General features: G+C 39.4%; 25 protein-coding genes. 5 read left to right on the forward strand and 20 right to left on the reverse strand.

Features of this window, described 5'->3' with window-relative positions; genetic code table 11:
• Nucleotides 1–11: 11 nt before the first annotated feature.
• The gene (gene pilM, locus MKX47_RS14400) at nt 12–2,168 is read left to right on the forward strand and encodes a pilus assembly protein PilM (protein WP_340775476.1); all 2,157 of its coding nucleotides are present in this window, start codon (nt 12–14) and stop codon (nt 2,166–2,168) included.
• Nucleotides 2,169–2,217: 49 nt separating this feature from the next.
• On the opposite strand, the gene MKX47_RS14405 is transcribed toward pilM, so the two are convergent.
• The 9 genes from MKX47_RS14405 to MKX47_RS14445 all read right to left on the reverse strand — a co-directional run bounded on the left by MKX47_RS14405 (nt 2,218) and on the right by MKX47_RS14445 (nt 12,449).
• Nucleotides 2,218–2,691 (reverse strand): YtxH domain-containing protein, encoded by a 474-nt coding sequence (locus tag MKX47_RS14405; RefSeq protein ID WP_340775478.1) that lies wholly within the window; start codon nt 2,689–2,691, stop codon nt 2,218–2,220.
• 34 nt (nt 2,692–2,725) lie between these two features.
• Nucleotides 2,726–3,235 carry a DUF948 domain-containing protein gene (locus tag MKX47_RS14410; RefSeq protein ID WP_340775480.1) on the reverse strand — a complete coding sequence of 170 codons (510 nt, stop codon included), beginning with the start codon at nt 3,233–3,235 and terminating at the stop codon, nt 2,726–2,728.
• A 243-nt stretch (nt 3,236–3,478) separates the two neighbouring features.
• Nucleotides 3,479–4,777: a UDP-N-acetylmuramate--L-alanine ligase gene (gene murC / locus MKX47_RS14415; RefSeq protein WP_340775483.1), complete on the reverse strand. Its 1,299-nt coding sequence runs from the start codon at nt 4,775–4,777 to the stop codon at nt 3,479–3,481.
• A 219-nt stretch (nt 4,778–4,996) separates the two neighbouring features.
• Nucleotides 4,997–8,323 (reverse strand): DNA translocase FtsK, encoded by a 3,327-nt coding sequence (locus MKX47_RS14420; protein ID WP_340775485.1) that lies wholly within the window; start codon nt 8,321–8,323, stop codon nt 4,997–4,999.
• Between the two features lie 193 nt (nt 8,324–8,516).
• Complete coding sequence (ytpR, locus tag MKX47_RS14425) at nt 8,517–9,131, reverse strand: YtpR family tRNA-binding protein (protein WP_340775487.1); 615 nt, start codon at nt 9,129–9,131, stop codon at nt 8,517–8,519.
• Nucleotides 9,132–9,139: 8 nt separating this feature from the next.
• The gene (locus tag MKX47_RS14430) at nt 9,140–9,940 is read right to left on the reverse strand and encodes a DUF1444 domain-containing protein (RefSeq protein ID WP_340775489.1); all 801 of its coding nucleotides are present in this window, start codon (nt 9,938–9,940) and stop codon (nt 9,140–9,142) included.
• A 193-nt stretch (nt 9,941–10,133) separates the two neighbouring features.
• Entirely contained in the window at nt 10,134–10,652 is a 519-nt protein-coding gene (locus MKX47_RS14435) for a hypothetical protein (RefSeq protein WP_340775491.1), read from the reverse strand.
• Nucleotides 10,653–10,680: 28 nt separating this feature from the next.
• The gene (locus tag MKX47_RS14440) at nt 10,681–11,205 is read right to left on the reverse strand and encodes a DUF84 family protein (protein ID WP_340775492.1); all 525 of its coding nucleotides are present in this window, start codon (nt 11,203–11,205) and stop codon (nt 10,681–10,683) included.
• A gap of 167 nt (nt 11,206–11,372) precedes the next feature.
• A complete protein-coding gene (locus MKX47_RS14445; protein WP_340775493.1) occupies nt 11,373–12,449 on the reverse strand; it encodes a M42 family metallopeptidase in 1,077 nt (358 codons plus the stop codon).
• A 142-nt stretch (nt 12,450–12,591) separates the two neighbouring features.
• Between MKX47_RS14445 and MKX47_RS14450 the strand changes: the two genes are divergently transcribed.
• From MKX47_RS14450 to MKX47_RS14465, 4 genes are all read left to right on the forward strand, one after another.
• Nucleotides 12,592–12,909 (forward strand): hypothetical protein, encoded by a 318-nt coding sequence (locus MKX47_RS14450; protein ID WP_340775494.1) that lies wholly within the window; start codon nt 12,592–12,594, stop codon nt 12,907–12,909.
• 142 nt (nt 12,910–13,051) lie between these two features.
• Nucleotides 13,052–13,207 carry a hypothetical protein gene (locus MKX47_RS14455; RefSeq protein WP_340775495.1) on the forward strand — a complete coding sequence of 52 codons (156 nt, stop codon included), beginning with the start codon at nt 13,052–13,054 and terminating at the stop codon, nt 13,205–13,207.
• 139 nt (nt 13,208–13,346) lie between these two features.
• Nucleotides 13,347–13,550 (forward strand): helix-turn-helix transcriptional regulator, encoded by a 204-nt coding sequence (locus MKX47_RS14460; protein WP_340775496.1) that lies wholly within the window; start codon nt 13,347–13,349, stop codon nt 13,548–13,550.
• Nucleotides 13,550–14,233: a DUF3169 family protein gene (locus MKX47_RS14465; RefSeq protein ID WP_340775498.1), complete on the forward strand. Its 684-nt coding sequence runs from the start codon at nt 13,550–13,552 to the stop codon at nt 14,231–14,233. Before MKX47_RS14460 ends, MKX47_RS14465 begins: the two co-directional genes overlap by 1 nt.
• Nucleotides 14,234–14,271: 38 nt before the next feature.
• On the opposite strand, the gene MKX47_RS14470 is transcribed toward MKX47_RS14465, so the two are convergent.
• The 11 genes from MKX47_RS14470 to MKX47_RS14520 all read right to left on the reverse strand — a co-directional run bounded on the left by MKX47_RS14470 (nt 14,272) and on the right by MKX47_RS14520 (nt 24,848).
• Nucleotides 14,272–15,132, reverse strand: a complete 861-nt coding sequence (locus tag MKX47_RS14470; RefSeq protein WP_340775501.1) for a YtnP family quorum-quenching lactonase — start codon at nt 15,130–15,132, stop codon at nt 14,272–14,274.
• A 23-nt stretch (nt 15,133–15,155) separates the two neighbouring features.
• Nucleotides 15,156–15,803, reverse strand: coding sequence for a tRNA (guanosine(46)-N7)-methyltransferase TrmB (trmB, locus tag MKX47_RS14475; RefSeq protein ID WP_340775503.1), 648 nt, complete (start codon nt 15,801–15,803; stop codon nt 15,156–15,158).
• Nucleotides 15,804–15,867: 64 nt separating this feature from the next.
• Nucleotides 15,868–16,788: a diacylglycerol/lipid kinase family protein gene (locus MKX47_RS14480; protein ID WP_340775505.1), complete on the reverse strand. Its 921-nt coding sequence runs from the start codon at nt 16,786–16,788 to the stop codon at nt 15,868–15,870.
• 2 nt (nt 16,789–16,790) lie between these two features.
• Nucleotides 16,791–17,801, reverse strand: coding sequence for a nuclease-related domain-containing protein (locus MKX47_RS14485; protein WP_340775506.1), 1,011 nt, complete (start codon nt 17,799–17,801; stop codon nt 16,791–16,793).
• A 117-nt stretch (nt 17,802–17,918) separates the two neighbouring features.
• A complete protein-coding gene (gene dat / locus MKX47_RS14490) occupies nt 17,919–18,770 on the reverse strand; it encodes a D-amino-acid transaminase (protein ID WP_340775509.1) in 852 nt (283 codons plus the stop codon).
• A gap of 23 nt (nt 18,771–18,793) precedes the next feature.
• Entirely contained in the window at nt 18,794–20,188 is a 1,395-nt protein-coding gene (gene pepV / locus MKX47_RS14495) for a dipeptidase PepV (protein WP_340775511.1), read from the reverse strand.
• A gap of 181 nt (nt 20,189–20,369) precedes the next feature.
• A complete protein-coding gene (locus MKX47_RS14500; protein WP_340775513.1) occupies nt 20,370–21,452 on the reverse strand; it encodes a DUF871 domain-containing protein in 1,083 nt (360 codons plus the stop codon).
• Between the two features lie 17 nt (nt 21,453–21,469).
• Nucleotides 21,470–22,753 (reverse strand): PTS sugar transporter subunit IIC, encoded by a 1,284-nt coding sequence (locus tag MKX47_RS14505; RefSeq protein WP_340775515.1) that lies wholly within the window; start codon nt 22,751–22,753, stop codon nt 21,470–21,472.
• A 40-nt stretch (nt 22,754–22,793) separates the two neighbouring features.
• Nucleotides 22,794–23,105 (reverse strand): PTS lactose/cellobiose transporter subunit IIA, encoded by a 312-nt coding sequence (locus MKX47_RS14510; RefSeq protein WP_445683616.1) that lies wholly within the window; start codon nt 23,103–23,105, stop codon nt 22,794–22,796.
• A 29-nt stretch (nt 23,106–23,134) separates the two neighbouring features.
• The gene (locus MKX47_RS14515) at nt 23,135–23,446 is read right to left on the reverse strand and encodes a PTS sugar transporter subunit IIB (protein WP_340775519.1); all 312 of its coding nucleotides are present in this window, start codon (nt 23,444–23,446) and stop codon (nt 23,135–23,137) included.
• A 226-nt stretch (nt 23,447–23,672) separates the two neighbouring features.
• Nucleotides 23,673–24,848 carry a GNAT family N-acetyltransferase gene (locus MKX47_RS14520; RefSeq protein WP_340775522.1) on the reverse strand — a complete coding sequence of 392 codons (1,176 nt, stop codon included), beginning with the start codon at nt 24,846–24,848 and terminating at the stop codon, nt 23,673–23,675.
• Nucleotides 24,849–24,873 lie beyond the last annotated feature (25 nt).

Consider the following 24,873-nt stretch of genomic DNA (forward strand, 5'->3'; position numbering starts at 1 on the left):
AGCGTTCTCAAATGACCAATAAATTATTTGCTCTTGATATCGGTACTCGTTCAGTTGTAGGGATTATTCTTGAACAACAGGAAGACCTATACCATGTTTCCGATATTATAGTAAAAGAGCATAAAGAACGAGCAATGGTTGACGGCCAAATACATAATGTTTTATACGTAGCGGAACTTATCAAAGAAATTAAAGCCGAATTAGAGCAGACGCATGGGCATTTACAAAAAGTAAGCGTAGCCGCTGCTGGTCGTGCTTTAAAAACAGAGCAAGCAAGCGTTACCATTTCTATAAAAAATCGTCCTATTTTTACCGAGGAAGATATTAACCGCTTAGAGCTTCAAGCCGTTCAGCAAGCTCAGCAACAGCTGCTTCAACAAAAAGAAGATGCCAAAAACAATCATTACTATTGTGTCGGTTATTCCGTATTACATTTCCGTCTCGATGGTGAAGAAATTGGTAGCCTGCTTGACCAACAAGGTGATGAAGCAACAGTTGAAGTAATCGCTACCTTCTTACCACGTGTCGTTGTCGAATCGTTACTTGCTGCATTAAAGCGTGCCGATTTAGAAATGGAGGCCTTAACATTAGAGCCTATCGCGGCGATCAATGTGTTAATTCCACCAACTATGCGTCGTTTAAATGTCGCACTTGTAGATATTGGCGCAGGGACATCCGACATCGCGATTACCGACAAGAGTACCGTTGTCGCATACGGTATGGTTCCAACAGCAGGTGATGAAATTACGGAAGCTTTAAGTGACCATTATTTACTCGATTTCCCAATTGCCGAGACAGCAAAGCGACAAATGCAAACAAATGATGAAATTTTAATTCAAGATATTTTAGGCTTTGACCAATACTTCCCTCGCGAAGAAGTATTACAGGCCATTTACCCAGCGATTGAAAACTTAGCCAAATCCATCGGCGAAGAAATTTTACGCCTCAACAATAAAGAAGCTCCAAAAGCAGTTATGCTCGTTGGCGGGGGAAGCTTGACGCCTAACTTAACAGAAGAACTATGCAAAATCCTGAATCTTCCGGCAAATCGTGTTGCCGTTCGTGATGTCAACGCGATTTCGAACTTAACACGTGCTGAGCATATTCTCGCAACACCTGAGCTTGTCACGCCAATTGGAATCGCTATCGCTGCTCAAAAAGCACCCGTCCACTATATGTCATTAACTGTAAATGAGCAGGTCGTGCGCTTATTTGAATTAAAGGATATGACAGTAGGTGACGCCTTTTTAGCGGCGAACATTCGTGCAAAACAACTATACGGTAAACCGGGGCACGGATTGTCTATTACCGTAAACGGTCAGAGTGTCTTCGTCCCAGGTGAACACGGTCAAGCGGCACAAATTTTAGTAAATGGTGAGCCCGCATCGACAAAATCGCAAATTAAGAGTGGCGATCAAATCGAGCTCATTCCAGGACATGATGGTGCTGATGCAAAAGTAACTGTCCGTGAAATTATCGATGGCGCTACTGTCAAATCCGTTACCATTCAGGAAACCTTGTATAAAATTGAACCGAAAGTCTACGTAAATGGCAATATTGTTAACTTGGATACAGCTTTAACGGACCGTGACGTTATTGTAATCGAATCTATTGAAACGATTGAAGACGCCTTTAAGCACACAAATAATTTAAAGCATCTTCAACAATTCAACGCTTATTGTGTGCATATCGATGGGAAACCATTATACTTACCTGAGTTTTCTTCGCAGCTTATGATAAACAATAAGCTTGGTAAAATTAATTATCCTGTTCAAAATGGTGACGTCATCACCTTTAACCAAACTATATTACCAACAGCCGATCAGGTTGCCGCACATTTAAATGTCCTACTAGAAGAAAAAGTAGTGGTTACCTTCCAAAATGAACAGGTAGAGCTAGTCAAGCAAGCGCGTGAATTTTTTGTTAATGGGCAAGTTGTACAAGGTATTTCTACCGTGCCAAATGGAGCAACAATCAAAATTTTAGAAAAAGATACGAGCAAATGGATTTACCAAGATGTTTTCCGCTTTTCAACATGGCAGCTACCGACTACATTTAAAGGCTCATTTACCATTTTACGAAATGGCCAGCCTTCGATGTTTGATGCTGAAATTTTCGGCGGTGACCGTTTAGAAATTGTCTTATCCGAACAAACCGTTTTACAGTAAAGTCGTAGCATATAAAAACGGCTCTCCAGCATTAGGAGAGCCGTTTTTATTATTCTACATCTGTATGACGTGTTGAGTTAGCAACATCGTCATGAGCTTCCTCGCCGGCAATGCTATCGATTGCGGCTTCGAATCCCTCTTCAAATGGCTCTTCCCCTTCAGAAGATACCGTGCCATCATCCAAGATTGGTGCTTGTTTAGAAGTTTTAGATTTTACTTTTTCTACAATCGTTGTCGATTGCTCCTTAAGTTGTGACGAAAGCTGTGCCGTTTTTTCCTTTGCTGTTCCCGAAAGCTCTATCCCTTTATCCTTAAGTGTTACCGCTTGAACGGCTACATCATTACGCAGCTCGCTTCCTGCTTTTGGTGCTAATAATAAAGCAGTTGCTGCCCCTACAATCCCGCCTACTAATGCGCCAATAATAAAATCCTTTGCGTGAATTTTATCATCCCCATAAATCGCATCATTAATTTGTGTATAATCTTGAGCTGTATTGTAATTTACTGGTTGTTCTACCGTCATAACAAATCTCCCCTTATTGTACAATAATAATTAATTATTTACGTTTTAAAAAGCTAAATTTTTGCTTTGGCTCCGTCGTTGGTGGTGTTTCGTTTGTTTTGGTGCTTGTATAAACAACATCCTCTGCATTAATCGGCTTGCGTTGGCGCCATTGGTCAGCAATTCCCATAGCCACATTGCTCCATTGAACAACTTGTGCAATTTTATCTTCGTTTTTGTGTACCTCTGTCGAAATTGATGAAGTCACTTTTTGTACCGAACTGTTTAAGCTATTGACGGAATCGCCAACCCCTTTTACTGCATGAATCACAGAGTTTAGTTTCTCTGATTTATCCGAAATGTCATCTGCTAGAGCATTTGTTTTTGTTAGTAGGGTTGTTGTTTCACGTGTGATGCCCTCTAACTGACCTTCGATGCCTGCTACTGTTCCCGCGATTGAATTCAATGTATTCTTAAGCGAAAACAGTGTCATACCAATACTGATACATAATACTAAAAAGCCGATTGCTGCCACGAGTGCCGCAATATAAAGTACTACTTCCATCCAAAATGACCTCCTCTATCTAGTTCCATTTAAACATTCGACAAAAAATAAGACAATCCCTTTTCGATAAAGTGAAACTTTGCTTGATGAGCGACTTACTATCACTTCTTGTAGAATCGATTGAATGATATTTTTGTGCTTATGTACATAATTCCCATTCAAACTTGGAATAAAACCCAAAATTATACGCTATGTATGAAAAACAGCTTAGCCAGTTTTGCCGGTAAGCTGTTTGATTGTTTGTTATTTTAAGATAGCTTCGAAAGCTTCTTGATATTTATGCACATCGCCTGCCCCCATGAATAGGAATACCGCATTGTCATATTTTTTCAAGTGATCGATTGTTTCTAACGTTAATACTTCGCAGCCTTCGATTAAATTTGCTAAATCTTGAATGGAAAGCTCGCCCTGCTTTTCGCGTGCTGAGCCAAAAATATCACATAAATAGGTTGCATCTGCCGGGCTCAAGCTATCTGCAAAATCCTGTAAAAATGCCTTTGTACGTGAGAATGTATGTGGTTGGAAAACAGCCACTACGTCACGGTCAGGATATTTTTGACGTGCAGATTGTAAGGTTGCTGCAATTTCAGTTGGGTGATGTGCATAGTCATCCACTAATACGACATTGCCAATTTTTGTTTCAGTAAAGCGACGTTTCACTCCGCCATAAGTTAAGAGACGCTCCTGCACTAAGTTTGCTGGAATCCCTTCATAATGGCATAACGAAATGACTGCAAGAGAATTCAATACCGTATGATCCCCGAATAGTGGAATAAAGAATTTGCTATAAAACTCATTGCGCACATAAACATCAAATTCAGTGCCTTCAGTCGTTTTTACAACGTTGCGTGCTGCAAAATCATTTTCTTGACCGAAGCCATAGTAGACAACGGGTACATTTGCTTGAATTTTTTGGAGCTGCTCATCATCCCCACAAGCAATAATCGCTTTATTTACTTGAAGCGCTAATGATTGAAATGCACTATAGACATCCTCAATATCGCTAAAGTAATCCGGGTGGTCGAAGTCGATATTCGTCATTACCGCATAATCTGGGTGATACGCTAAAAAATGACGACGATATTCACACGCCTCCATTACAAAATAGGAAGCATCCTCTTTCCCAGCCCCTGTGCCATCTCCAATTAAAAATGAAGTCGGCATATAGCCATCTATAACATGACTCATTAAGCCTGTTGTCGATGTTTTACCATGTGCACCTGTAATCGCTATAGACGTATAACGATTCATATAATCCCCTAAAAATTGATGGTAGCGAATGACTTCGACACCTAATTCACGTGCACGTACTAATTCAGGATGCTCGTCAGGAAACGCATTCCCTGCAATGACCGTTAAGCCCTCTGTAATGTTATTTGCATCAAATGTTAAAATGGCAATTCCGCGGTCACGTAAAGGCTGCTCCGTAAAATAATAAGTGTCAACATCAGAACCTTGTACATACTCTCCCGCATCAAATAAAATTTGTGCAAGCGGACTCATGCCCGAACCTTTAATACCAGTAAAATGATAGCGTGTCATTATTGTTAAAACCCTCCTAGGATGCAATGATCCCATTGAATTAAAATATCAATATGCCTCGAAGAATGCAAGCTACCATTCTTTAGGGTTACCTAAAAATAATAGCTCCATCCATCATGGCATTTTCATTAAAGTATTTCTTCATTATAGCACTAAATACACGGAACGATAATAGAACAACTTTTCTAACTTTTCGTTTTTTATGTGTAAAATAGTCCTTTAGTCACCAAACTGCGAGGCGATTTCCTCTTCTGTAATAAAGACATCTCTCGGTTTACTTCCCTTTGGCTCGGAAACGTACCCTTGACGCTCTAACATGTCGATTAATCTTGCCGCGCGATTATAGCCAATATGGTATCTACGCTGCAATAGCGACGTTGAGGCTGACCCTTGTTCATACACAAAGCGGCACACCTCTTCAAACAGCTCATCTTGCTCTTCTACCGATTCAGAACGTTTTAATAGCTCCTCTTGTTTGAAAATATACTCTGGCTCACCTTGCTCTCGAACAAATTCAATAATTTCTTCAATTTCATCATCCGTTACAAAGGTGCCTTGAATACGATTTGGTGCCGACATGCCATTGCCTAAATAGAGCATATCTCCACGCCCAAGTAAGCGCTCAGCTCCTTGTGCATCTAGAATCGTTCGCGAATCAATTTGTGATGAGACCGAGAATGCAATACGTGTTGGAATGTTGGACTTAATTAAACCGGTAATGACATCCACTGATGGACGTTGGGTTGCGACGATTAAATGGATACCTGCTGCACGTGCTTTTTGCGTAATACGGACAATGCTATCCTCTACGTCTTGTGGTGACATCATCATTAAATCTGCTAACTCATCAATTACTATTAATAAGTATGGTAACTTTTGCGCGTACATGCCATTTTCATCACACATTTTATTGTATGCTTCAATTTTACGTGCACCGCTATGCATAAATAACTGATAACGTCTTTCCATTTCTTCCACTGCCCACTTCAATGCTGCGGTTGCGGCTTTCACATCGGTAATCACTGGACTTACAAGATGTGGAATATGATTAAACGGTGCTAATTCTACCATTTTCGGATCAATTAGCATAAGCTTTAATTCATTTGGATTCGCTTTGTAAAGTAAGCTCACTAAAATCGAGTTAATGCAAACCGATTTCCCCGAACCTGTAGCCCCCGCAATTAATCCATGTGGCATTTTTCGTAAATCAATCGTAACAGGCTTCCCGGTTAAATCTAATCCCAACGCCGCCTCTAATGGCGACTCTGAGTTGCGGAAGGAGTCAGAATCCGTCACTTCTGATAATCTTACTGAACGAGAAATACGATTTGGAATTTCAATACCGATTGTGCGTTTTCCTGGTATTGGTGCATCAATACGGATATCTTTAGCAGCTAGGGCTAATTTTATATCGTCCGCTAGATTACGAACTTTACTTACCTTTGTACCTTGCCCCACTGTAATTTCAAATTGTGTAACGGCTGGTCCCTGTACGATGGATTCAATATTCGCTTGGATTTGGAAATACGACAAGGCTTCCACTAAATTTTCACCTTGCTCGTCCATCCACTCACGATCTTCACTCATTTCCTCAGGTGGCACTAAATAATCTAATGGTGGCTTCACATAGGGTATACGTTTTTTTATCGGCTCTTCCACTGCTGGTTCTTCCACAGTTTCTTCAAGTATTGGTTGTGCTTTATGAGTCGGTTCAACAGCTAGCTCTGAAGCAATTTCTAAAACAGGTACTGGCTTATTTTCCATGAAGTCCAATTGTGAGTGTTCGGCTGGAGGCTCCTCGTCTACTACGATAGCTGGTTCCTGTTCAGCTTCAACTTCAGGCATGTCTACAGTTGTATGTAGTTGTATTTCATTCTCTGCTATTTCCTGCTGTTCATTTCCCTCGAAATCGACTATGTTATTTTCACGCTCTAAAAGTCCAATCGCAGACGCTTTTGGTTGCTGGGCAATCTCGGTTGACGCTTCTGCTGATTGATTAAAGGTTTGAATGGTTACTGGTGCTTCTGCTTCAATTTCAGGCTGTTTTTCAAGCTCGATTAGTTGTTCTTGCGCCTCTTCGTTTGCTGCTTGAATCGCTTCTTCAATAACAGGTGGTGGTGCTTCCTCCATATTTTTTTCAAAAATCGGATTGGAATCCATTGGCTTTGTACTTTCGATTGTCTCATCAACAAGTATTTCTTCCATCTTGGCATCGATTGGCTCACCAGCTATTGTTTCATTCGTTGTTGGTGTATCTTCTTCAACATTTGCTGCTTGTATTGGTTCTTTTATTTCAGTGACTTCCGGTACTAAGCCAAATTGCTCCCTTTGCTGTGCAACGAATTGCTTTGCTCGTAGCTTTTGTTTATCTGACTTTAACATGAGCACATTAAACGGTAGACGACTTCCCGTAGGCTCCTGTTGCACGGGCTGTGAATCCACTTGCTGTGCTTGCTCGATAATTTTGTCTTGCTCTTGTTGAGGTAATTGCTCTACATTTAGCTGTCCAATATGAATCGTAGAGTTTTCAATTGTGACATGCTTCACCTGCACATCATTTAAAACCTCACCTACAGAAGGCTCTTGTGATGCTTGTTGATCCTCATCTAGTGAGATTATTGGCGGTTCAGCTACTTCGGGCTGTGACTCGATACATGCGATTTCACTTTCTGTTGTGGCTGGTTCCTCCTCAAACAAAATCGGGTCGGCCGCTTCTTCAACAAAATCAGTTTCTATCATTGGTTTGACAGGTTCAACCGGTTCAATCGGTACTAGTGTCGGTTCGATTGGCGCAATCAGATCCTCATCAGGGCTTACCGTTTTACGCATGTCTTGTTCAGTTGGCTCCATTTGAGGAAGGGGCTGTATTGGCGTATTTTCCGTAGCTTCTGATGCAGCAATCTCTTGTTGAACTTGTACATCGAGAGGCTGCTGTTGTTTCAAGCCTTGCTGTAAATCCTGCTGCTTTTCAATTAACTGTTCAATTGGTGTTGGTTTTAAAAATCCGTGCACTGGCGAAGGTACTTCTGTTGGAACAAAGCGTTTCCGATTCGCTAATGGATTGACGAATTCCTTGTTAATATTTGTATCTTCACGTTGAGGATTTTTCGTTAACATTCGACGTTCTTCCTTCGTCACCGGAACTTTGCGTATTGGCTCTGGTGTACGAATGACATCGGAATGCCCCTTCCCTTTACGGCGACGCTCCAATAAATCACGAATGCCAGAAACTTCAACATCCAATACTTCATTTGTCGGTTTCCTTTGCAAATGGTTTGGCAGTGACAATTGGGCACGATCCTCATCGTAGTAGCTTGTCGATTGTGACTCGACCGTTTGCTTCTGTGATTGTGTTTCATATTCATCGTCAATTAAAGGAAAACGAAATGTCTTTTTCGGTTGCGGTTGCTGCGCCTCTTCATAAAAATCTTGCTGTCGTTGATTCGTTTGTTGGGCTGGTTGCTCGGTGTCCTCAACGTAATCCTCATAATCTTCATTTTCATCTAGTTTGAATAATTTATTTAATTGATTTTTAATCCAACTCATTTAGCTCACTTCTTTCTATCAAAACATTGCCTTACAAAATGAATTTTGTAATGGTCTTCATCGAATACTTAAAATATGTATACCCCAAAAGCATATCATATTTATTGCATAAATGCGCAATTCATAATGCTTTTTCAAGACAAAATAAAAAGTCAGTACGAAAGACTACGCTACGTACTGACTATTGTTTCAATTATCGAGTTGGAATTGTAAATGCGCTACCCACTTCAGCTGTTTCTTCTAATACTAAAATTCCTTTTACTTCTGGTGCGCCCGGAATTGCAAGCTCACGTGCTGAACAAAGCATACCAAATGAATCTTCACCGCGTAAGTTACCTTCTTTAATTAATAAACCTGATGGCATCACTGCGCCAACCTTTGCGACAACTACCTTTTGTCCAGCGTCTACATTTGGTGCGCCACATACAATTTGTAAAGTTTCGTCCCCAATATTTACTTTACAAACGCTTAATTTATCAGCATTTGGATGTTTTTCTTTAGACTCCACATAACCTACAACAAATTTAGGTGTGAAATCGACATCTAATGAAATTTCAGCGCCGTTTTCTTGAATGGCTGCCTCTAATTTTTCGACTAATTCAGGTGTTACTTCTACATTACCTGCCGTATCAATTTCCATATATTTGCTGGCATTGAATAAATTGAAGGCCTTTACTTCACCTGTTGCTTCTTCTTTTAAAATCGCGATATCCTTCACGCGCTCCATTTGTGTTTTTACGATTGACTCCATTGCTAGTTGAACTAATAATACGTCCCCTACATGGGCTTTGTTATAAGCTACTTTCATGTTTTTCCTTACTCCTTCTTCTTGTTTTTCGCTAAAATAAATATCGGTTCAAGATGACCCTCTTCATAAACAAAGGAAAGGCTCGTAATCGGAACCGCCCCTACTGTAAAGAAGTGCATCGTCATCTGTGCTAATACATCATAACCTACTTCATTACGAATATCACCAATAATTAGTACGTCTTGGTGTGGCACAGACACCGTCATTTCTCCTTCAATTTGACCAGCCATCTCTTTTAAGAAGCCGTCATTTAAAATTCGACTTGCATCATAACCATCATTATGATTTAAAAAATAATAGACATTGCCCGAAACTTCATCCCGTTTGAAAGAAGTCGGCAATTTTTTGACAGAAAAACGTGCCATCTCACGTACTTGCTCTGCTGTTACGTTTAATTTGGGTAACATTGATTCGTCGATTAAGCGATACGTTGTGCCTAAATCAAGCGCATAAAAAATACGTGTTTCTGCTGTATGATCCGCTATGATAAATGCATGTCCCTCATTTGATTTTTGAGGAAAGGATGTCGAACGAATGACTGGATACACTGCCGCTAAGTCTGTAAAGCCCTGCTGTTGCTCCTGCATCATTGCCTCAAATGTTTGCTCAATCGTATAAACGACTTCATCGATTGCTAATTGTTTTCTTGTTTCATATTTTGCTAAAATTTCTGCTAATGAAATATCCATGCCCCGCCCAATTACTTGGTGCTCGAGACGTAATTTATCTTGTTTTTCATCGAGTGTAAATGTATAGTGTGCTTCACCTAATCGTTTTTTCAGCTCCGCAACTAATTGTTTCGATTCCATGTGCTCACTCCTTTTCTATTAGAAAAATACCATTCACATCACATCGCGCGAATTGCAATATTTTCTTATGTAATTTCCTAAATAATACAGACATTTTTTATCAACACAAAACGGCTCACAACTGTGAACCGTCTTGAAATACTTTATCTATTGTAGCAAAATTTTCAGCGCTTTACTCCGTTGAAAGCTTGCCCTAATGAATTACTTTTACAGATTTCGCAATCTCCATCATGGATTGTAATTTAACTTCTAGCTTTTTCTCATCTGAAATGGTCGTCACTTTCACGCCACCCACACTAACGATTAACTCATATTGGTCTTCCTTTAATTGGTTGACAACTGAAAATCCGAATAAACCATCTTTTTCATAGGTTTGTTCTTCAATCGTATTCGTTTTTACATCTTGCTTTATAAGATCGTAATGCAAACGGCTATCTTCAGTTTCATTTGGATTAACGAATAAAATATATGAATCTTTGCCATTAATAACGGTATAGTTGGCTTCATCAATACCTTTTTCGATATTAAAGCCATTTGGTAAATACAATTCAATATGACCAATTGATTTATTCGTGGCATTCGGTTCATTCGTAAATGCAGTTTGCGCATTTTCGATTCCCATTGCGGCCTTTTCTTCTACTGACTTTCCACAAGCCGATAAAACAAGCATACATAGAGCAACTACCAATAAGTGACTCCATTTTTGGCGCATTTTGTTCACTCCTTAAAAATTTTATAATTTAAGATTGTTGTTTTAGCTTAAATAAAACCTGCCCTACGAGTAATGTAACAATATGTTCAAACATGTGCTTGCGATTAATTAAATCATTGGTAAAAATTCCGATAGCCCCTTGATGATGGCGAATATTTTCGATATTTGTATAGACGTCCATAACAGGACCAAGTTCCTTCCCTATACGAAGCTCCTGTGCAATTACTTCTGGCAAGGCAAATTGTGCTCCTGAACTTGAAATCACCGTACCATCCTTCATCGCCACGGCACCCCAATTACAGCAATACATGACCCCGTCGATTTCATCTACGCCACCTTCTAAACCAAATGCTAAATCCGCATTCGTTTTCAATAATGTATTACGCGCACGATTAATTGCTCCACGGCGTGTTTCTTCATTTGAAAAGGGCTGCACCGATACATCTGAGGCAACTTCTAAATTTTCAAGCTGGGCATCCGGAAAATATTGCGACACGATTGCTTGTACCGCGCCAACCTTTGCTTTATTTTCTGTTCCTACTGCAATTTTCATTCATTCATCTCCAAATTATGTTATAAATAGTTAGCCTAGAAGCAAATTTACAGCTAGTTTGCGCAACTATGTTTTTTCGAGTATGGGCGTTTACTTTAGAATTCTTCAATAAAAAACGAGGATGTGAAAAACACCACATCCTCGTATTATAACATCCCTCTACTAATTTACACGTTTGCACGAATTGATTCGATTGTTGAACGATCTGCAGTTTGAATTAATTTGACTAATAATTCCTTTGCAGCCGCATAGTCATCCACATGAATAATCGAAGCCGATGTATGAATATAGCGTGAGCAAATGCCGATAACTGCTGAAGGGATTCCGTCATTTTGTGTATGCACACGACCTGCATCTGTACCACCTGGAGATACAAAGTATTGATATGGTATATTGTTGGATTCAGCTGTATCTAATACGAATTCTCTCATCCCGCGGTGAGTGACCATCGAACGGTCGAAAATTCGTAATAATGGACCATTCCCTAATTGACCAAATTGCGTCTTGTCACCAGATGTGTCATTTGCTGGTGACGCATCAAGCGCGAAGAAAAGATCAGGTTGAATCATATTCGCAGAAACGGCTGCACCACGTAGACCGACTTCTTCCATTACGTTTGCGCCCGAATAAATGTGGCTCGCTACCTCTTTGCCATGTAATTCTTTTAATAATTCGATTGCTAAACCACAGCCATAGCGGTTATCCCAAGCTTTTGCCATAATTTTTTTCGGATTTGCCATTGGTGTAAATGGACAAACTGGAATGATGGATTGACCTGGACGCACGCCTAAGTTCATCGCATCTTCTTTAGAATCCGCACCAATATCGATTAACATATTTTTAATATCCATTGGCTTTGCACGCTCGGCATCTGTTAATAGATGCGGTGGAATCGATGCAATGACACCTGGAATTTCACGCTCTTTTGCATACACAGTTACACGCTGAGCTAGCATTACTTGGTTCCACCAGCCACCAAGTGTTTGGAATCGAATCATCCCATTATCCGTAATAGATGTGACCATGAATGCCACTTCATCCATATGACCCGCTACTAAAATTTTCGGCGCATTTTCGTCCTGTGCTTTGCGTACACCAAAAATACCACCTAAATGATCTTGAATCATTTCATCTGAGTATTTTTCTAATTCTGTACGCATAAAGTTACGTACAGCGCGTTCATTACCCGGCGCACCCGGTAATTCAGTTAATGTTTTAAATAAATCCAATGTATCTTGATTCATAGGAGACACCTCAAAAATAGATTTTTTCCATTATACCATAATTCCCAAATAGTATTTCGAATTTCGAACCTTCTATTTTTTGTACACAAAATTCAGAGTATGTTAAAGTAAATATAGATTTTATTTTAGAGGGGGATTTTTCATGAACGTAAAAGATTTTGCACTGGGTGTTGTGACAGGTGTTGCAGCAGCAATCATCGTAAAAGAAATGTCAAACCGTGTCGTTCCATATGCAAATCCAGATACAATTTTAGCAAATATCAAGTCAGAATTTAAAAAACAATCGCCAATTGATGGCTCGTGGATTTATATGAAAACAGAAAACTTTAATAATGGCTTCACCGAAATCCCTGTATTTAAAGGCGGTATTACACGCACGATGGAAGGCGAAGTTGAAAACTTTGAATTTGCTGCTGATGCACGTTCAGGCGCAATCGTAAATATTGAGCAAGTGAAATAAAGTAATTACACTAAAGTGCATTGTCTTAATTGACAATGCATTTTTTATTTGTCAAAAAGAAAAATGAAATAGTTAATTTGACAATTTTACTTGTCAAAAAGATAAATATACTTTACACTTTTCAATACGGAGGTGTAAATAAATGGATAACCAATATTTCGTAGGTTGGGGGACATTGGCTTTGATTAATGCTGCACTTGCGCAAGGAAAAAATCGAACGGGGTTAAATTGGTTTTTACTTTCTCTTTTATTAGGCCCATTAGCAACACTATTTTTGTTGTTTGCTGAAAAGCGATAATAACAAGACAAAGGGTATCTAAAATTGTAAGTTGATTTTAAATTGGCTTATTTTCACTTCAATCGTGTCAAAATTTTTAACTAATGCGACTGCGTTTTGATAGGGACTCATAAAGTATGTAAATAATTGAGGTGAAGAAATGAAAACACGATTAAAAGAATTGCGTGCACGCCACTCCCTTAACCAAACCGAACTAGCAAAGCGAGCAAAAGTATCACGTCAAACGATTAGCTTACTCGAACGCGAAGAGCTAATTCCTTCGCTATTAATTGCCGTCAGAATAGCAAAAATTTTTAATGAGCCAATTGATGAGATTTTTATTTTTGAGGAGGAAGAATTGTAATGAAAAGAACTATAAAGCTATTTTTGGGTGGAGGAATAATTGGCGGATTTCTTGGATTTATCATCGTAAAAGATGCATTTACACTCCCCTTATATGAAATCGCTATGGAAATGACGCTTATTATTTTAGGGATAGCACTTCTTTTAACTATAGGGGGCTTCGTTAAATTAGCCCAATTAAAAAAGCAATCTGCCCAGCAATTTTCTGGTGAAGATGAAGATGAACAAGAAGAAATTTTATATAAATTGTATAGCGATGCTTCACTAGCAAGTACGATTTCATTAATTTTAAGTATCGTAGGGGCATGTATCGCAGTTATTACAGAACAACCGATTATTTTTCAAGCCTTGTCAGTTCCCGTTATTCTTCTTGCAATTTCATTAGTTCCATTAGTAGGTAATTATATTAAATTTGCGTATCCAAATCGTGATTTCCCCTCATATAATGATAAAAAATATACGAAAAAACTGTTCGAAATGTCTGATGAAGGCGAACGTCACATTATGCTGCAAGGGTTATATTCTGCATTCAGTACAACGAACATTTTGCTAGTCAGTTCGTTAGTATTGTTGATGTTTTACTCTGTCGCTTCAGGTGAATCACAGCTTTTTGCCATTCTCATCATTGCCATTATATTGGTAGTTGGAAATACACAATATTTCTTAAAAGTACGTAATCGTTAAAAAAAAGCACCTGCTATTTTTGTGCAGGTGCTTTTGGTTTACTTAATTAACGCCTCTTTAGAGCGCTTCAAGCTATCTGTTACTTCCTTACCCGTCGCATCCCATTGAATCATACGGTAATAGGCATCATGATAGAAAATAAAACGATAGCCATTTTCTAGCGCTTCTTTCATCAATTTTTCTTTCGCAAAGACACTTGTCATTGGATAGTCATCATACGCTAATACCCAAAGCGGATTTTGGTGTGCATGTGTTGGCATAATATCCGCCATATGTAATGCCACTTCTCCGTTTTGCTCTAAGCGAATAATGGCATGTCCATCACTATGCCCACCTGTGTGAATCATCTTAATTCCTGGTACAACTTCTAACTGGCCCTCATAAGGCTTCACTAAATGCTGCACAGGCTCCCAATTTTCTTTCCAATACGTATTTTTTGAACGCATATTTGGATTGCGCATTTCATCCCATTCCGTTTGCGTCACGAAAATATCGGCATTCGGAAATACTGGCACAAGCTGTTCGCCTTGCCACTTCGTTAAGCCACCTGCATGATCAAAATGTAAATGCGTCATTAAAATCCCATCAATATCGTCTGGCGTCATGTCGAGCTCAGCAAGACTTTGTTCGATTGTGGATTCCTCTGATACACCAAAATTGCGAAGCTGCTTTTCATTTAACTTACCTGCACCTACGCCAGTATCGATTAAATAATTTTTGCCCTCGTATTGCAGTAAAATTGGCTCACAAGGTAATTCAATTTGGTTTAACTCATTCACTGGATATTTGCGTGACCACAGTGCTTTTGGCACTACCCCAAACATTGCCCCGCCATCTAGTGCTGTGACACCACCATCTAACCAAGTTAGTGTCATGTTGTGAAATTTTAAACGATCCATCATTCCATCCCCCAAATCACAATTTATTTTGTCTTAAATTGACATTCTAATCGATAAATCGGCTGACCTTTTTTCGAGAATTTTTCCTCGTATTCTGTCATGACGTTATCTTCTGGCATGTTGACATGTAAGTCTAATGAAACATAGTTTAACGCCATCCCATAAGCGTTCATGCTCATTAATGAATATTCAAAAAGACCACGGTTATCCGTTTTGAAATGGATTTCCCCGTTATCGACTAAAACATTTTCATAAAGCTTCAAGAAGTTTTCATGTGTTAAACGACGTTTCGCATGACGCACTTTTGGCCATGGATCTGAGAAGTTTAAATACACACGGTCTACATCATTTTTAGCGAAGAATTTTTCTAAGTCTTCCCCATTTACTTTTAGTAGACGTAAATTAGCTGGCTTGTTTGCTGCTTCGATTTTTTCTAATGCACAAACAATGACACTATCAAATAATTCAATTCCGATATAGTTAATATCTGGATTTTGTTGGGCCATGCCTAATACGAATTGCCCTTTCCCTGTCCCTACTTCAATGTGTACAGGATTGTTATTGCCAAACACTTCCTGCCACTTGCCTTTATAATCTTCTGGGTTTGGCAAAATCACATCTGGATGCTGTGCGATATATTCTGCCGCCCATGGTTTATGCTTTAATCTCACTTGTATATCCTCATTTCTTTCATAACATCTTTTTCATTATAACTTAAAAAGGCTCGTTTTACTTTTATTTTGCTAATTTCCATACTTTTTCGCTTACCGTGATGACGATGTGATTTTCGCCCTCATTGAGCAGTTGTCTTTCACCATCTGCATGCGCGAGAATCTGGTCGCTAAATAGGAAATGGATTTCGTTCGTCTCAAATTGATAAACCTCTTTAAAATGCGTATGCTTGGCAAAAAATACACTACCAAAAAGGAATAATAATTTCCACTTTGATAAATTTGAAACGACCGTCACTTCTAATTTTCCATCGGATGTATTCGATTTCGGTGATAAATTCATACCCCCACCAAAATATGGCTGATTGCTAACCGTCGCAAACCAGACCTTTTGATAGTGCTGCTGTTGCTTCTTGTGTTTCACCGTTAATTGAAATGGCTTGAAAGTAAACAACGAGTATACTACAAAGTAAGGATAGCATAATTTCCCAATCCCCCATTTATTAAGCTTCTTCTTTAGCTGCGATTCGTTCGCGGTGTGCGCTACAAATGCATCAAAGCCTACCCCAAAATTATTAACGAATACTTTAGGCTTGCCATTAATTTGTGCAATGCCATAATCATGCGTGGTCGCTTCCAATTTGGCAACAAACTGTTCGAGTTGCCTAGCATTCGTAAAAGCTGTATAGCCTCGAGAAAAATCATTACCTGAGCCCGCTGCAATTGCGCCAATATAAACATTTTCATTATTTGCTGCGCCATTTAACACTTCATGTACCGTTCCATCCCCACCAATTGCTACGATACAGTTCGGCAGTTCATTTGTGGCACGCTTTGCAATGTCTCGTGCCAGCAAATATGCGTGCCCTGCATACTGTGTTTCATGCAGTTCATATGGAAACGATAGCTGTTGGTCAAACTGCAACCAACGCTTTTTCCCTCGTCCATTTCCTGCTTTCGGATTTAAAATAAAATGAACGCGCATCATTAGCCGTCTTTATTTTCCGTACTTTCTGTATTCCAAATATCTCGGTGGAAGGAAGTCGTTTGGACATTGCTTAAAATCGATTGTGCGGCGCGGATTTGCATATGCTTCATTGGTGAAACCGAGTGCTTTAGCTGCTCCATCCACTCTGGGAACTTTCGCTTATCTACAAATTGCGTACCATACATTGTACCTGGATAATCGATATAGCCATTACGTGTTAATAATATTTTCTTAATAGGTACTTCTATCCCACTTTGAACAAACATTTGCTCTAGCAGCTTTTCCATACGATTTAATTGAATTAACGGGCTCAATACCTTCTTGTCGTTTTTGCCAACCTTCTTTACCCAAAAACGTTCACTATTTGCAATATACACCGCCTGTTCTTCCTGCTCCAATACTGTAATGCACAGGCATTCTGTAGGCGTTAAAATAATAATATCGAGTTCAATGGGTGCCTTTTTTATGCGAATGATCGGGTAGTAAAAAATCAAATAATTATCAGGTAAAGTTTGTAGCATCGCTCGAAGCAATGTGTCACGCATATACTTGGGATCCACATAGGATTTTTCTCGTAGCGTTGAGCTCGCCCATTTCATTTGAAAATGGAAAAATTGATCGATAAACATTTTCTTTAATTCTTCTAATGTATTCGGTGCATAAATAATATTCGGTTCAAAGAATAATGTGGTATCCTCTTCTGGAATTTGCTCCTCCACTACCCACTCATTCGAAATCGCTATATTTTCGATATTTTCATTTTCTTGTTCGAGTTCTTTTTCTTTTTTACTAAACGAAAAGATTTTTTGGAATAATGTTCGCCCCTTCTCTTCCTGTTGGAGGGCATCTTCATCCATATGCTCCCATTGCTCGATTACTTCACCTGTCTGCCATTGATGCTTCACACGTTGCCATTGATTTTGTTTTAAGCGAATAAACTGTGTCGGATAACGCGCTAAATCTATTTGATAGCGTGAAATATAATCTTGAAGTTTAACTAATTGAGCCATTGTATCGTCTCCCTAAATTGTTACCTTATGTTCATTACGTTATATTTTACAGGTAATTGGCGAAAAAAAATAGCAGATTACGAGAATGTAACCTGCTACCTACGGATTTGATTGAAATTATGCTTTAATCCCTTTAGGAATCTTTGTTTCGAATTGGGCTTGTAATTTACGTGTCCATTCCCCTGGTGTACCGTTGCCAATAGGTGTGCCATCGATATCGATAATTGGTGTTACTTCAGAAGTTGTCGATGAAACAATCGCCTCATCCATCGCAAGTAACTGCTGTTTTGTCATCGCTTCTTCTTTTACCGGCATCCCAATCTCAGCTGCACATGTTAAAATCACTTGGCGTGTAATCCCATTTAAAATAAGGTTATCTGCTGGATGTGTGTATAAGACACCATCCTTCACACCATAAATATTAGAAGCTGAGCCTTCTGTAATCGTTTCACCGCGGTGTAAAATCGCCTCATAGCATCCTTTTTCATGCGCCTCTTGTTTTGCAAGCACTGCCCCTAATAAATTCAGTGATTTAATATCGCAACGTAACCAACGAATATCTTCTACAAATGTTGTTTTGACGCCCTTTTCAAAGTTTGCCACTGGACGTGGGTTTTCTTTTGTGTTCCCTGTTAAAACGGGCTTTACTTCATCACCTGGGAAGATGTGATTACGTGGGCAAGCACCGCGCGTAATTTGGAAGTACACATGACCTGTATCCACTTGGTTTGCTTCCACTAATTGATGCAATAATTGATGTAACTTATCCTTTGTATATGGAATTGCGATGCGAATTTTTTCTGCGCTCGCATAAAAACGGTCAATATGCTCAGTCGCTGTAAATAATTCTCCATTATATACTTTTACAACTTCATAAACCCCATCACCAAATTGGTAACCGCGGTCCTCCTTATCGATTACAATTTCCTCATTTTTCACGATTTGATCATTTAATAAACTATAGCTCATACAATTTACCATCCTTTAATTATTTATTTCGTTGCTAATTTTACAATAGCCTCCGCATAAATAGCAGCTGCTTTTACTAAATTTTCGACGACAACAAATTCATTTGCCTGATGTGCTACATCCGGCTCACCAGGGAATAACATCCCAAAAGCTACACCCTTTTTCATGACGCGTGCATACGTACCGCCACCAGTCGAAAGTGGTTTACGGAAATCCCCGCTATATTTGCGGTACACATTTAGGAGCGTTTGCACAAGCTCATCATCCTCACTTACATAGTGTGGTTTGGAGTTGCCCGCCACATCTACTGTAAATGCCTGATTTTGAAGTAGTTTTTGGGCATTTGTCATTTTTTCTTCAAATGGATAGGTAACTGAATAACGCATGCTCACTTCAATGACCGCACCATTCTCTGTAAACGACACAATACCTGGATTTAACGTCGTTGGGCCTGACATATCGTCTTCAAAGTTTAGCTGCAATGCTGAACCATAATGATCCCCATCAAATAGCTTTACGATAAAGTCAACAAATGTCTTCGCTTCATCTGTTGCCACAACCTCTTGTAAAAATTTCGCTAAATACACCGCTGCGTTGCGTCCTTTTTCTGGCTCCATCGCATGCGCTGATTTACCTTTAACCGTAATTATAAGCGTATCACCCTGTTCAATGAAAGAGCCTTCAACATGATTTTCTTTTAAAAATGTTTGAAAATTCTCACTTGTGTTTGCACCAGCATATGTTAAGGTTGCCACTGCTTCATCTGGCACCATATTTGTACGATTTCCAGCTTTAAATGAAATGAGCTGTTCATCTGTTGCTGGCTTTTCTTTACTTGTAAATACTAAATGTGCAATGCCCTTTTCTGCATTGATTAATGGAAAATCTGCATCTGGTGCAAAGCCAATGGTCGGCATTTCTTCCTTTTCAAAGTAACGGTCTACACAGCGGAAGCCACTTTCCTCATCCGAGCCAATAATCATACGTACGCGCTTGTTTAATTTAATTCCCTCATCTTGAATCATCTTCATCGCAAGCCATGCCGCCATTGTTGGTCCTTTATCATCAATTGCCCCACGCCCGAAAAGCTTTCCATCCGCAACTTGACCAGCAAACGGTGGATACGTCCAAGTACTAAGATCACCAGCTGGTACAACATCCACATGGCAAAGGACACCGATTAACGCTTCCCCTTCGCCCATTTCAATATGTCCCGCCATATGATCCACATCTTTTGTTTTCATGCCTTGCTGCTGTCCTTTTGCAAGCATAAAATCGAGTGCCGCGCGTGGTCCCGGTCCAAATGGCATCTCCTCAGTCGCATGCTGCTCTTCTAAAATACTTTCAATTTGAATTAGCTGTTGTAATTCACTGACAAGCTCTTCTTGTCTTGCTTCGGCAATTTTTAGCCAGTCCATCTAAGCACCTCATTCCTAATTTATCGATTGATTAACAATCCCAAAATACTTTTTACATTTCCTACTTATCATACTACTTTCAGCAATGACGAGTCCATTCCACTGTTGTATGTGGAGATTTTAGTATAGGAAACATCAAAAGAGATTGAGCAATGACTGCCCAATCCCTTTTAATCGATGCTTATTTTACAAAGCCAAATGATTGCCACGGCTTTATATGTTGAAGTAAAAATCTTTCTTCCTCGACAATTGTACCAACGATGTTTGTTGTCCCTTCATTCGGCATTTCTTTTAGGACAATTTGCAATTCGCCTTTATAGCGAACATCCTCATTGTTATCAATTGTTACATCTCCAATTTGTAATGGTCGAACCGTGTGTGCCGAGAAATCTTCTTGCTTAAATTTCACACGTGATTGCGTGCTGCGAATCATGTATTCTGACACATCGCCGCGATTAAAATGGTATTCATCAAACACGATTGTTTCCTCAATCGCTGTGATGTCCGCGACCGGTTGGACTTGTAGCTCTAGCTTATGTCGATTTAATTGACCAAGCGCTTGTAGCTCCTGCTCTGAGGCAAACATATTGCCAATAATTAAATCATCGATTAACCCTGTATTCCATAAATCCTTGGCCTGTACCGTGATTGGTAAGTATCGATGTTCCTCCACTGTCGGAAGCCCATGCAATGTTTCCTCCCACGGACCAAACTTCCCATGCTGCGAACTAATCATCGCTGCAGTTCGAATCTGTTGCGCTTTAAATAATTGCGATGTTGTCAAAAAGTGTTGACGAGAAAGTGCTGTGTATTTTCTTGGATAAAAATTATGACAGCCCAGTAAATTATCCCGATTTGCTTCATATGACAAAATCGTTTCAACATATTTTGTGCCATTACTAATATTCAGCTCTACTTTAACATTGCTCGCATCAAGAGACATAAAGGCTTCCTCTTGCCCGCTAAAGCCCATATCTAGGCGCAATGCCGAGACATGAAACTGCTCTTTAAAGTAGCCGACATCGCGATAGGTTTTCCCTAGTTCCTCAAATACAGAGGGCGCAATATCTGCGGAAATATCAAAGCCTAAGTTTTTGGCAAATGCATTGACTTGCTGTAGCTTGTTTAGCTCTTGTTCATTTGTTACTGACATCAAGCAAGTAAACATTCGGTCAAAGCCGTTTTGATGTGCAAGCTGAATATAGTCCTGAAGCTCTTGTACAGTGCTATGCTGCGGATAAACAGCAATTCCAAGCCTTCTCATAGCATTCTCTCCAAACACTACTCCATTTTTTGCTCATTCATTTTCTGTTCATTTAATTTCGCTGCACGGTTGGCCATTGCAATAAATGGTAAATAGATTAATACTGAAATCACGATTAGCACTAAACTTAAAACCGCACCACTCCAATGCTGAGTCACTAATAATCCGTTTAAAACTGGTGGTATTGTCCAAGGTGCGACAACTGTTGCGACAGGAACCCAACCCAATTTTGTGACGAAGAACGCAATCGAAACATTGACCATCGGTGTTAAAATAAATGGAATGAATAAAATTGGATTTAATACAATCGGAAGTCCAAATAGTAATGGCTCATTAATATTGAATAAACCTGGTGCCGCGGAAAGCTTTCCAACTGTACTATATTGCTTGTTCTTTCTTGCAAATATGAAGATTGCGATAATTAAAGCGATTGTTGTACCTGAGCCACCCATATTCACAAATGCATCAAAGAATGGCTTGTTAATAATATACGGCGCTGCGTCACCGGCTTGTAGTGCTGCTACGTTCTTTGCAATCGCATCGGCATTAATCGTTTGCATGAATGGGTCTATAATATTGGCACCGTGCACACCTAATGTCCATAAAAACGCTGGAATGAAGGCAAGGATTAACCCAGCTGTCCACGTATTTGTTAAGCCCATAAATGGCTCTTGCACCGCCGCATAAAACGATCCAATAATATCTGGCATTTCTAAAGTTACTGAAAGGATTGTTCGTACAAGTGCAAAAAGACTGATTGTAATAATTACTGGTAATAATGCTGCAAATGATTTTGATACTGCTGGTGGTACCCCATCTGGCATTTTAATTAATAGTTTGCTATTTCCAGATAATCGGCAAAATATCTCAGAAGATAGTAAAGAAACAATAATAGCAATAAATATTCCGCCTGTACCTGTTGTTAGCCCTGATAACCCACCTTCGCCAAATGTACCGAATGTCATGTATGCGGCAAGTCCCATTACCCCTGCAGCTAAACTATCCTTCCCATAGCCCTTCGCCAAATTATAGGCAATTGTAAAGGAGAGTAGAATCGACATCATCGCAAAAGTAGCGCCCCAAACATTGCCACCCCATTGCGTCCAATTTCCTTCACCAAACACGGCATTCATCATGTTTTGATACATGTCAATCGGCAAATTATTTACTAAAACTGCAAGCGAACCAGCAATTGTCAGTGGCATAATTGCGATAAAGCCATCACGAACTGCAATTAAATGGCGCTGATTCCCAATCCTTGCTGCAACTGGTACAAATTTTTCTTCTAAAAATTTGAACATAACAATCAATCCCCTTTGCTTTTATAAAATGCATCTATTACTAGATGGTAGTTCCCCCTAGGCGTTCATGAAGGTCAATCATTTCAATCGCTAAGTCCCTAAATGTAATAGCATTCATTAAATGATCCTGCGCATGGATGAGTAGCATCGTCACCTCAACCTTTTCTCCACTTGCCTCTTTTGTTAGTAACCCCGTTTGTGAATGATGTGCATTGATTAGCGCTTCATTAGCCATTTCAATTTTTTCCTTCGCTTCACGAATCTTACCGTTTTTAGCAAGCTTCAATGCTTCCATACATTCACTCTTCGTATTTCCACTGTGCACAATTAACCCCATAACTGCTTGTAACATTTCATTTTGATCCACTGTTAATTCCCCTTTTATCCAATAAGCTTTAATGCGTGATTTAGTACATTGTCACCGTTCATCATGCCGTAATCGACCATCGCAATGGTATCGATTGGAAACTTATGCTCTTTATACTTATCTTCAAATGTAGCTTTTAAATAACGTACTTGCGGTCCTAACAGCAATACATGTACATCCTCTTTTGCTAACACTTTATCAACTTCATTTTCAGCAACCGCAAAAATATGAGCATCCACATTGTTCTCCTGCGCTACTTTTTGCATTTTTGAAACAAGTAAACTAGTGCTCATACCAGCTACACAAACTAACATAATATTCTTCATTTAGTGCACCCCAATTCTAATTATTTTTCTTCGATTTCATCTCTTGAAATCGCTTTCTTAAAAAGAGAATAGCATCTGTCGGTCTATACCACAATATGATTTTTACATAATTTTTATTAATTTCCAGTTGCTTTAAATACCGGTCTATAGCGGTATTCCTCTAAATCTCACTCTTCACAACCAACTGGTATAGTCCAGAAAAAAGAACAAAAAATTTTTACACTATTCAAAAATATCCATAAAAAAATGGTGTTTGAGACGGAATGGCTCTTTCCCATTGGCGAATAACTTCCTCTGTACACGTCATATTGGTTAAATAGGCTAAACGCTCCATCGTTACATACCCAAGCAGTAATGTTGAAAGCTGTTGAATGGTTAGCTCCAATATATGCGCCTTCATCACAGTTTCTTCATCAACTTTTGCGATTTTTCCATATTTATTTATTTCATAAAGCGCTTCATTCCATGCACAAAATGGATCCGTGATTTTTACATAGAGGCTCGCATCCAGCTCACGCCAATTATATTGTTGCAAAAATCGCTCTACATCAACAATTCGTACCATAACATCACGTGTCAATTCACGCTTATACTGTGGCTCTTGAAATAAAAAGCCCATTTGCTCGGCTTGCGAAGTCACCCCGCATATTTTTTCTACACTAGCTGCATGGGCAGTCATAAAACGCCATAATGCTTTTTCGGCAGCAAAATTTTTTACAATAAAATCTTGCACCCCGAATGTTAATTGATCAATCGTATAACGAAGATAGCCCACCACTTCCTGCTGCTCATATATAACCGCAAAATGGCTTGTCGGCTGACGGCGTTTGATCCGCTTCCACCAGGCCGTATCACGCAGCATGGCCCCATTTTTCTTCGCACAAATGGCATTATGAAACTGTTGTACATCGCTAAAAAGCTCTGAATCTAATAAAGAAAAGCTAAATCGCTTCACATCATCTTGTTGCTTACCAAAATCGGGAAATGCCGTACGCGGAATCGTATAGTGCATTTTATCAACAAACAGTTCCCAGCCAAAATAACGATAAAAGGAAACAGAATACGGTGCTAATACAGAAACAAGCTGCCCTTTTTGTCGCATGCTTATTAATGCCTGTTGCATTAATTGCTTCATGACACCTTTATTACGATGCTCTGGATAGGTTGCCACAAAGCCGATTCCTCCCATGGGCATATTCACTCCATGGACCGTCAAATTTAGTGGCAGCACTAATAATTGACCGATTAGTAGATTGTCTTCATAAGCACCAAGCGTCGTACTATTGGCTACCCAATATTGAAAATCCTCTTTCTTATCGCCTTCATACACACTTGGAAAGCTATAATCCCGTAAGCGGTAAATTTGTTCATAATCGGAAGGCGGTACTTTTTTGATTTCCAAAATGATTCAACACCCTTCTTTTATA

The sequence above is a fragment of the Solibacillus sp. FSL R7-0668 genome, from assembly GCF_038006205.1.
Classification (GTDB): domain Bacteria; phylum Bacillota; class Bacilli; order Bacillales_A; family Planococcaceae; genus Solibacillus.

Excerpts from the sequence above, each read along its gene's own strand:
- pilM (WP_340775476.1), top strand. The coding sequence starts at position 12 with ATGACCAATAAATTATTTGCTCTTGATATCGGTACTCGTTCAGTTGTA.
- MKX47_RS14405 (WP_340775478.1), bottom strand. The coding sequence starts at position 2,691 with ATGACGGTAGAACAACCAGTAAATTACAATACAGCTCAAGATTATACA.
- MKX47_RS14410 (WP_340775480.1), bottom strand. The coding sequence starts at position 3,235 with ATGGAAGTAGTACTTTATATTGCGGCACTCGTGGCAGCAATCGGCTTT.
- murC (WP_340775483.1), bottom strand. The coding sequence starts at position 4,777 with ATGACACGCTATCATTTTACTGGTATTAAAGGTTCGGGCATGAGTCCG.
- MKX47_RS14420 (WP_340775485.1), bottom strand. The coding sequence starts at position 8,323 with ATGAGTTGGATTAAAAATCAATTAAATAAATTATTCAAACTAGATGAA.
- ytpR (WP_340775487.1), bottom strand. The coding sequence starts at position 9,131 with ATGAAAGTAGCTTATAACAAAGCCCATGTAGGGGACGTATTATTAGTT.
- MKX47_RS14430 (WP_340775489.1), bottom strand. The coding sequence starts at position 9,940 with ATGGAATCGAAACAATTAGTTGCGGAGCTGAAAAAACGATTAGGTGAA.
- MKX47_RS14435 (WP_340775491.1), bottom strand. The coding sequence starts at position 10,652 with ATGCGCCAAAAATGGAGTCACTTATTGGTAGTTGCTCTATGTATGCTT.
- MKX47_RS14440 (WP_340775492.1), bottom strand. The coding sequence starts at position 11,205 with ATGAAAATTGCAGTAGGAACAGAAAATAAAGCAAAGGTTGGCGCGGTA.
- MKX47_RS14445 (WP_340775493.1), bottom strand. The coding sequence starts at position 12,449 with ATGAATCAAGATACATTGGATTTATTTAAAACATTAACTGAATTACCG.
- MKX47_RS14450 (WP_340775494.1), top strand. The coding sequence starts at position 12,592 with ATGAACGTAAAAGATTTTGCACTGGGTGTTGTGACAGGTGTTGCAGCA.
- MKX47_RS14455 (WP_340775495.1), top strand. The coding sequence starts at position 13,052 with ATGGATAACCAATATTTCGTAGGTTGGGGGACATTGGCTTTGATTAAT.
- MKX47_RS14460 (WP_340775496.1), top strand. The coding sequence starts at position 13,347 with ATGAAAACACGATTAAAAGAATTGCGTGCACGCCACTCCCTTAACCAA.
- MKX47_RS14465 (WP_340775498.1), top strand. The coding sequence starts at position 13,550 with ATGAAAAGAACTATAAAGCTATTTTTGGGTGGAGGAATAATTGGCGGA.
- MKX47_RS14470 (WP_340775501.1), bottom strand. The coding sequence starts at position 15,132 with ATGGATCGTTTAAAATTTCACAACATGACACTAACTTGGTTAGATGGT.
- MKX47_RS14480 (WP_340775505.1), bottom strand. The coding sequence starts at position 16,788 with ATGCGCGTTCATTTTATTTTAAATCCGAAAGCAGGAAATGGACGAGGG.
- MKX47_RS14485 (WP_340775506.1), bottom strand. The coding sequence starts at position 17,801 with ATGGCTCAATTAGTTAAACTTCAAGATTATATTTCACGCTATCAAATA.
- dat (WP_340775509.1), bottom strand. The coding sequence starts at position 18,770 with ATGAGCTATAGTTTATTAAATGATCAAATCGTGAAAAATGAGGAAATT.
- pepV (WP_340775511.1), bottom strand. The coding sequence starts at position 20,188 with ATGGACTGGCTAAAAATTGCCGAAGCAAGACAAGAAGAGCTTGTCAGT.
- MKX47_RS14500 (WP_340775513.1), bottom strand. The coding sequence starts at position 21,452 with ATGAGAAGGCTTGGAATTGCTGTTTATCCGCAGCATAGCACTGTACAA.
- MKX47_RS14505 (WP_340775515.1), bottom strand. The coding sequence starts at position 22,753 with ATGTTCAAATTTTTAGAAGAAAAATTTGTACCAGTTGCAGCAAGGATT.
- MKX47_RS14510 (WP_445683616.1), bottom strand. The coding sequence starts at position 23,105 with ATGTTACAAGCAGTTATGGGGTTAATTGTGCACAGTGGAAATACGAAG.
- MKX47_RS14515 (WP_340775519.1), bottom strand. The coding sequence starts at position 23,446 with ATGAAGAATATTATGTTAGTTTGTGTAGCTGGTATGAGCACTAGTTTA.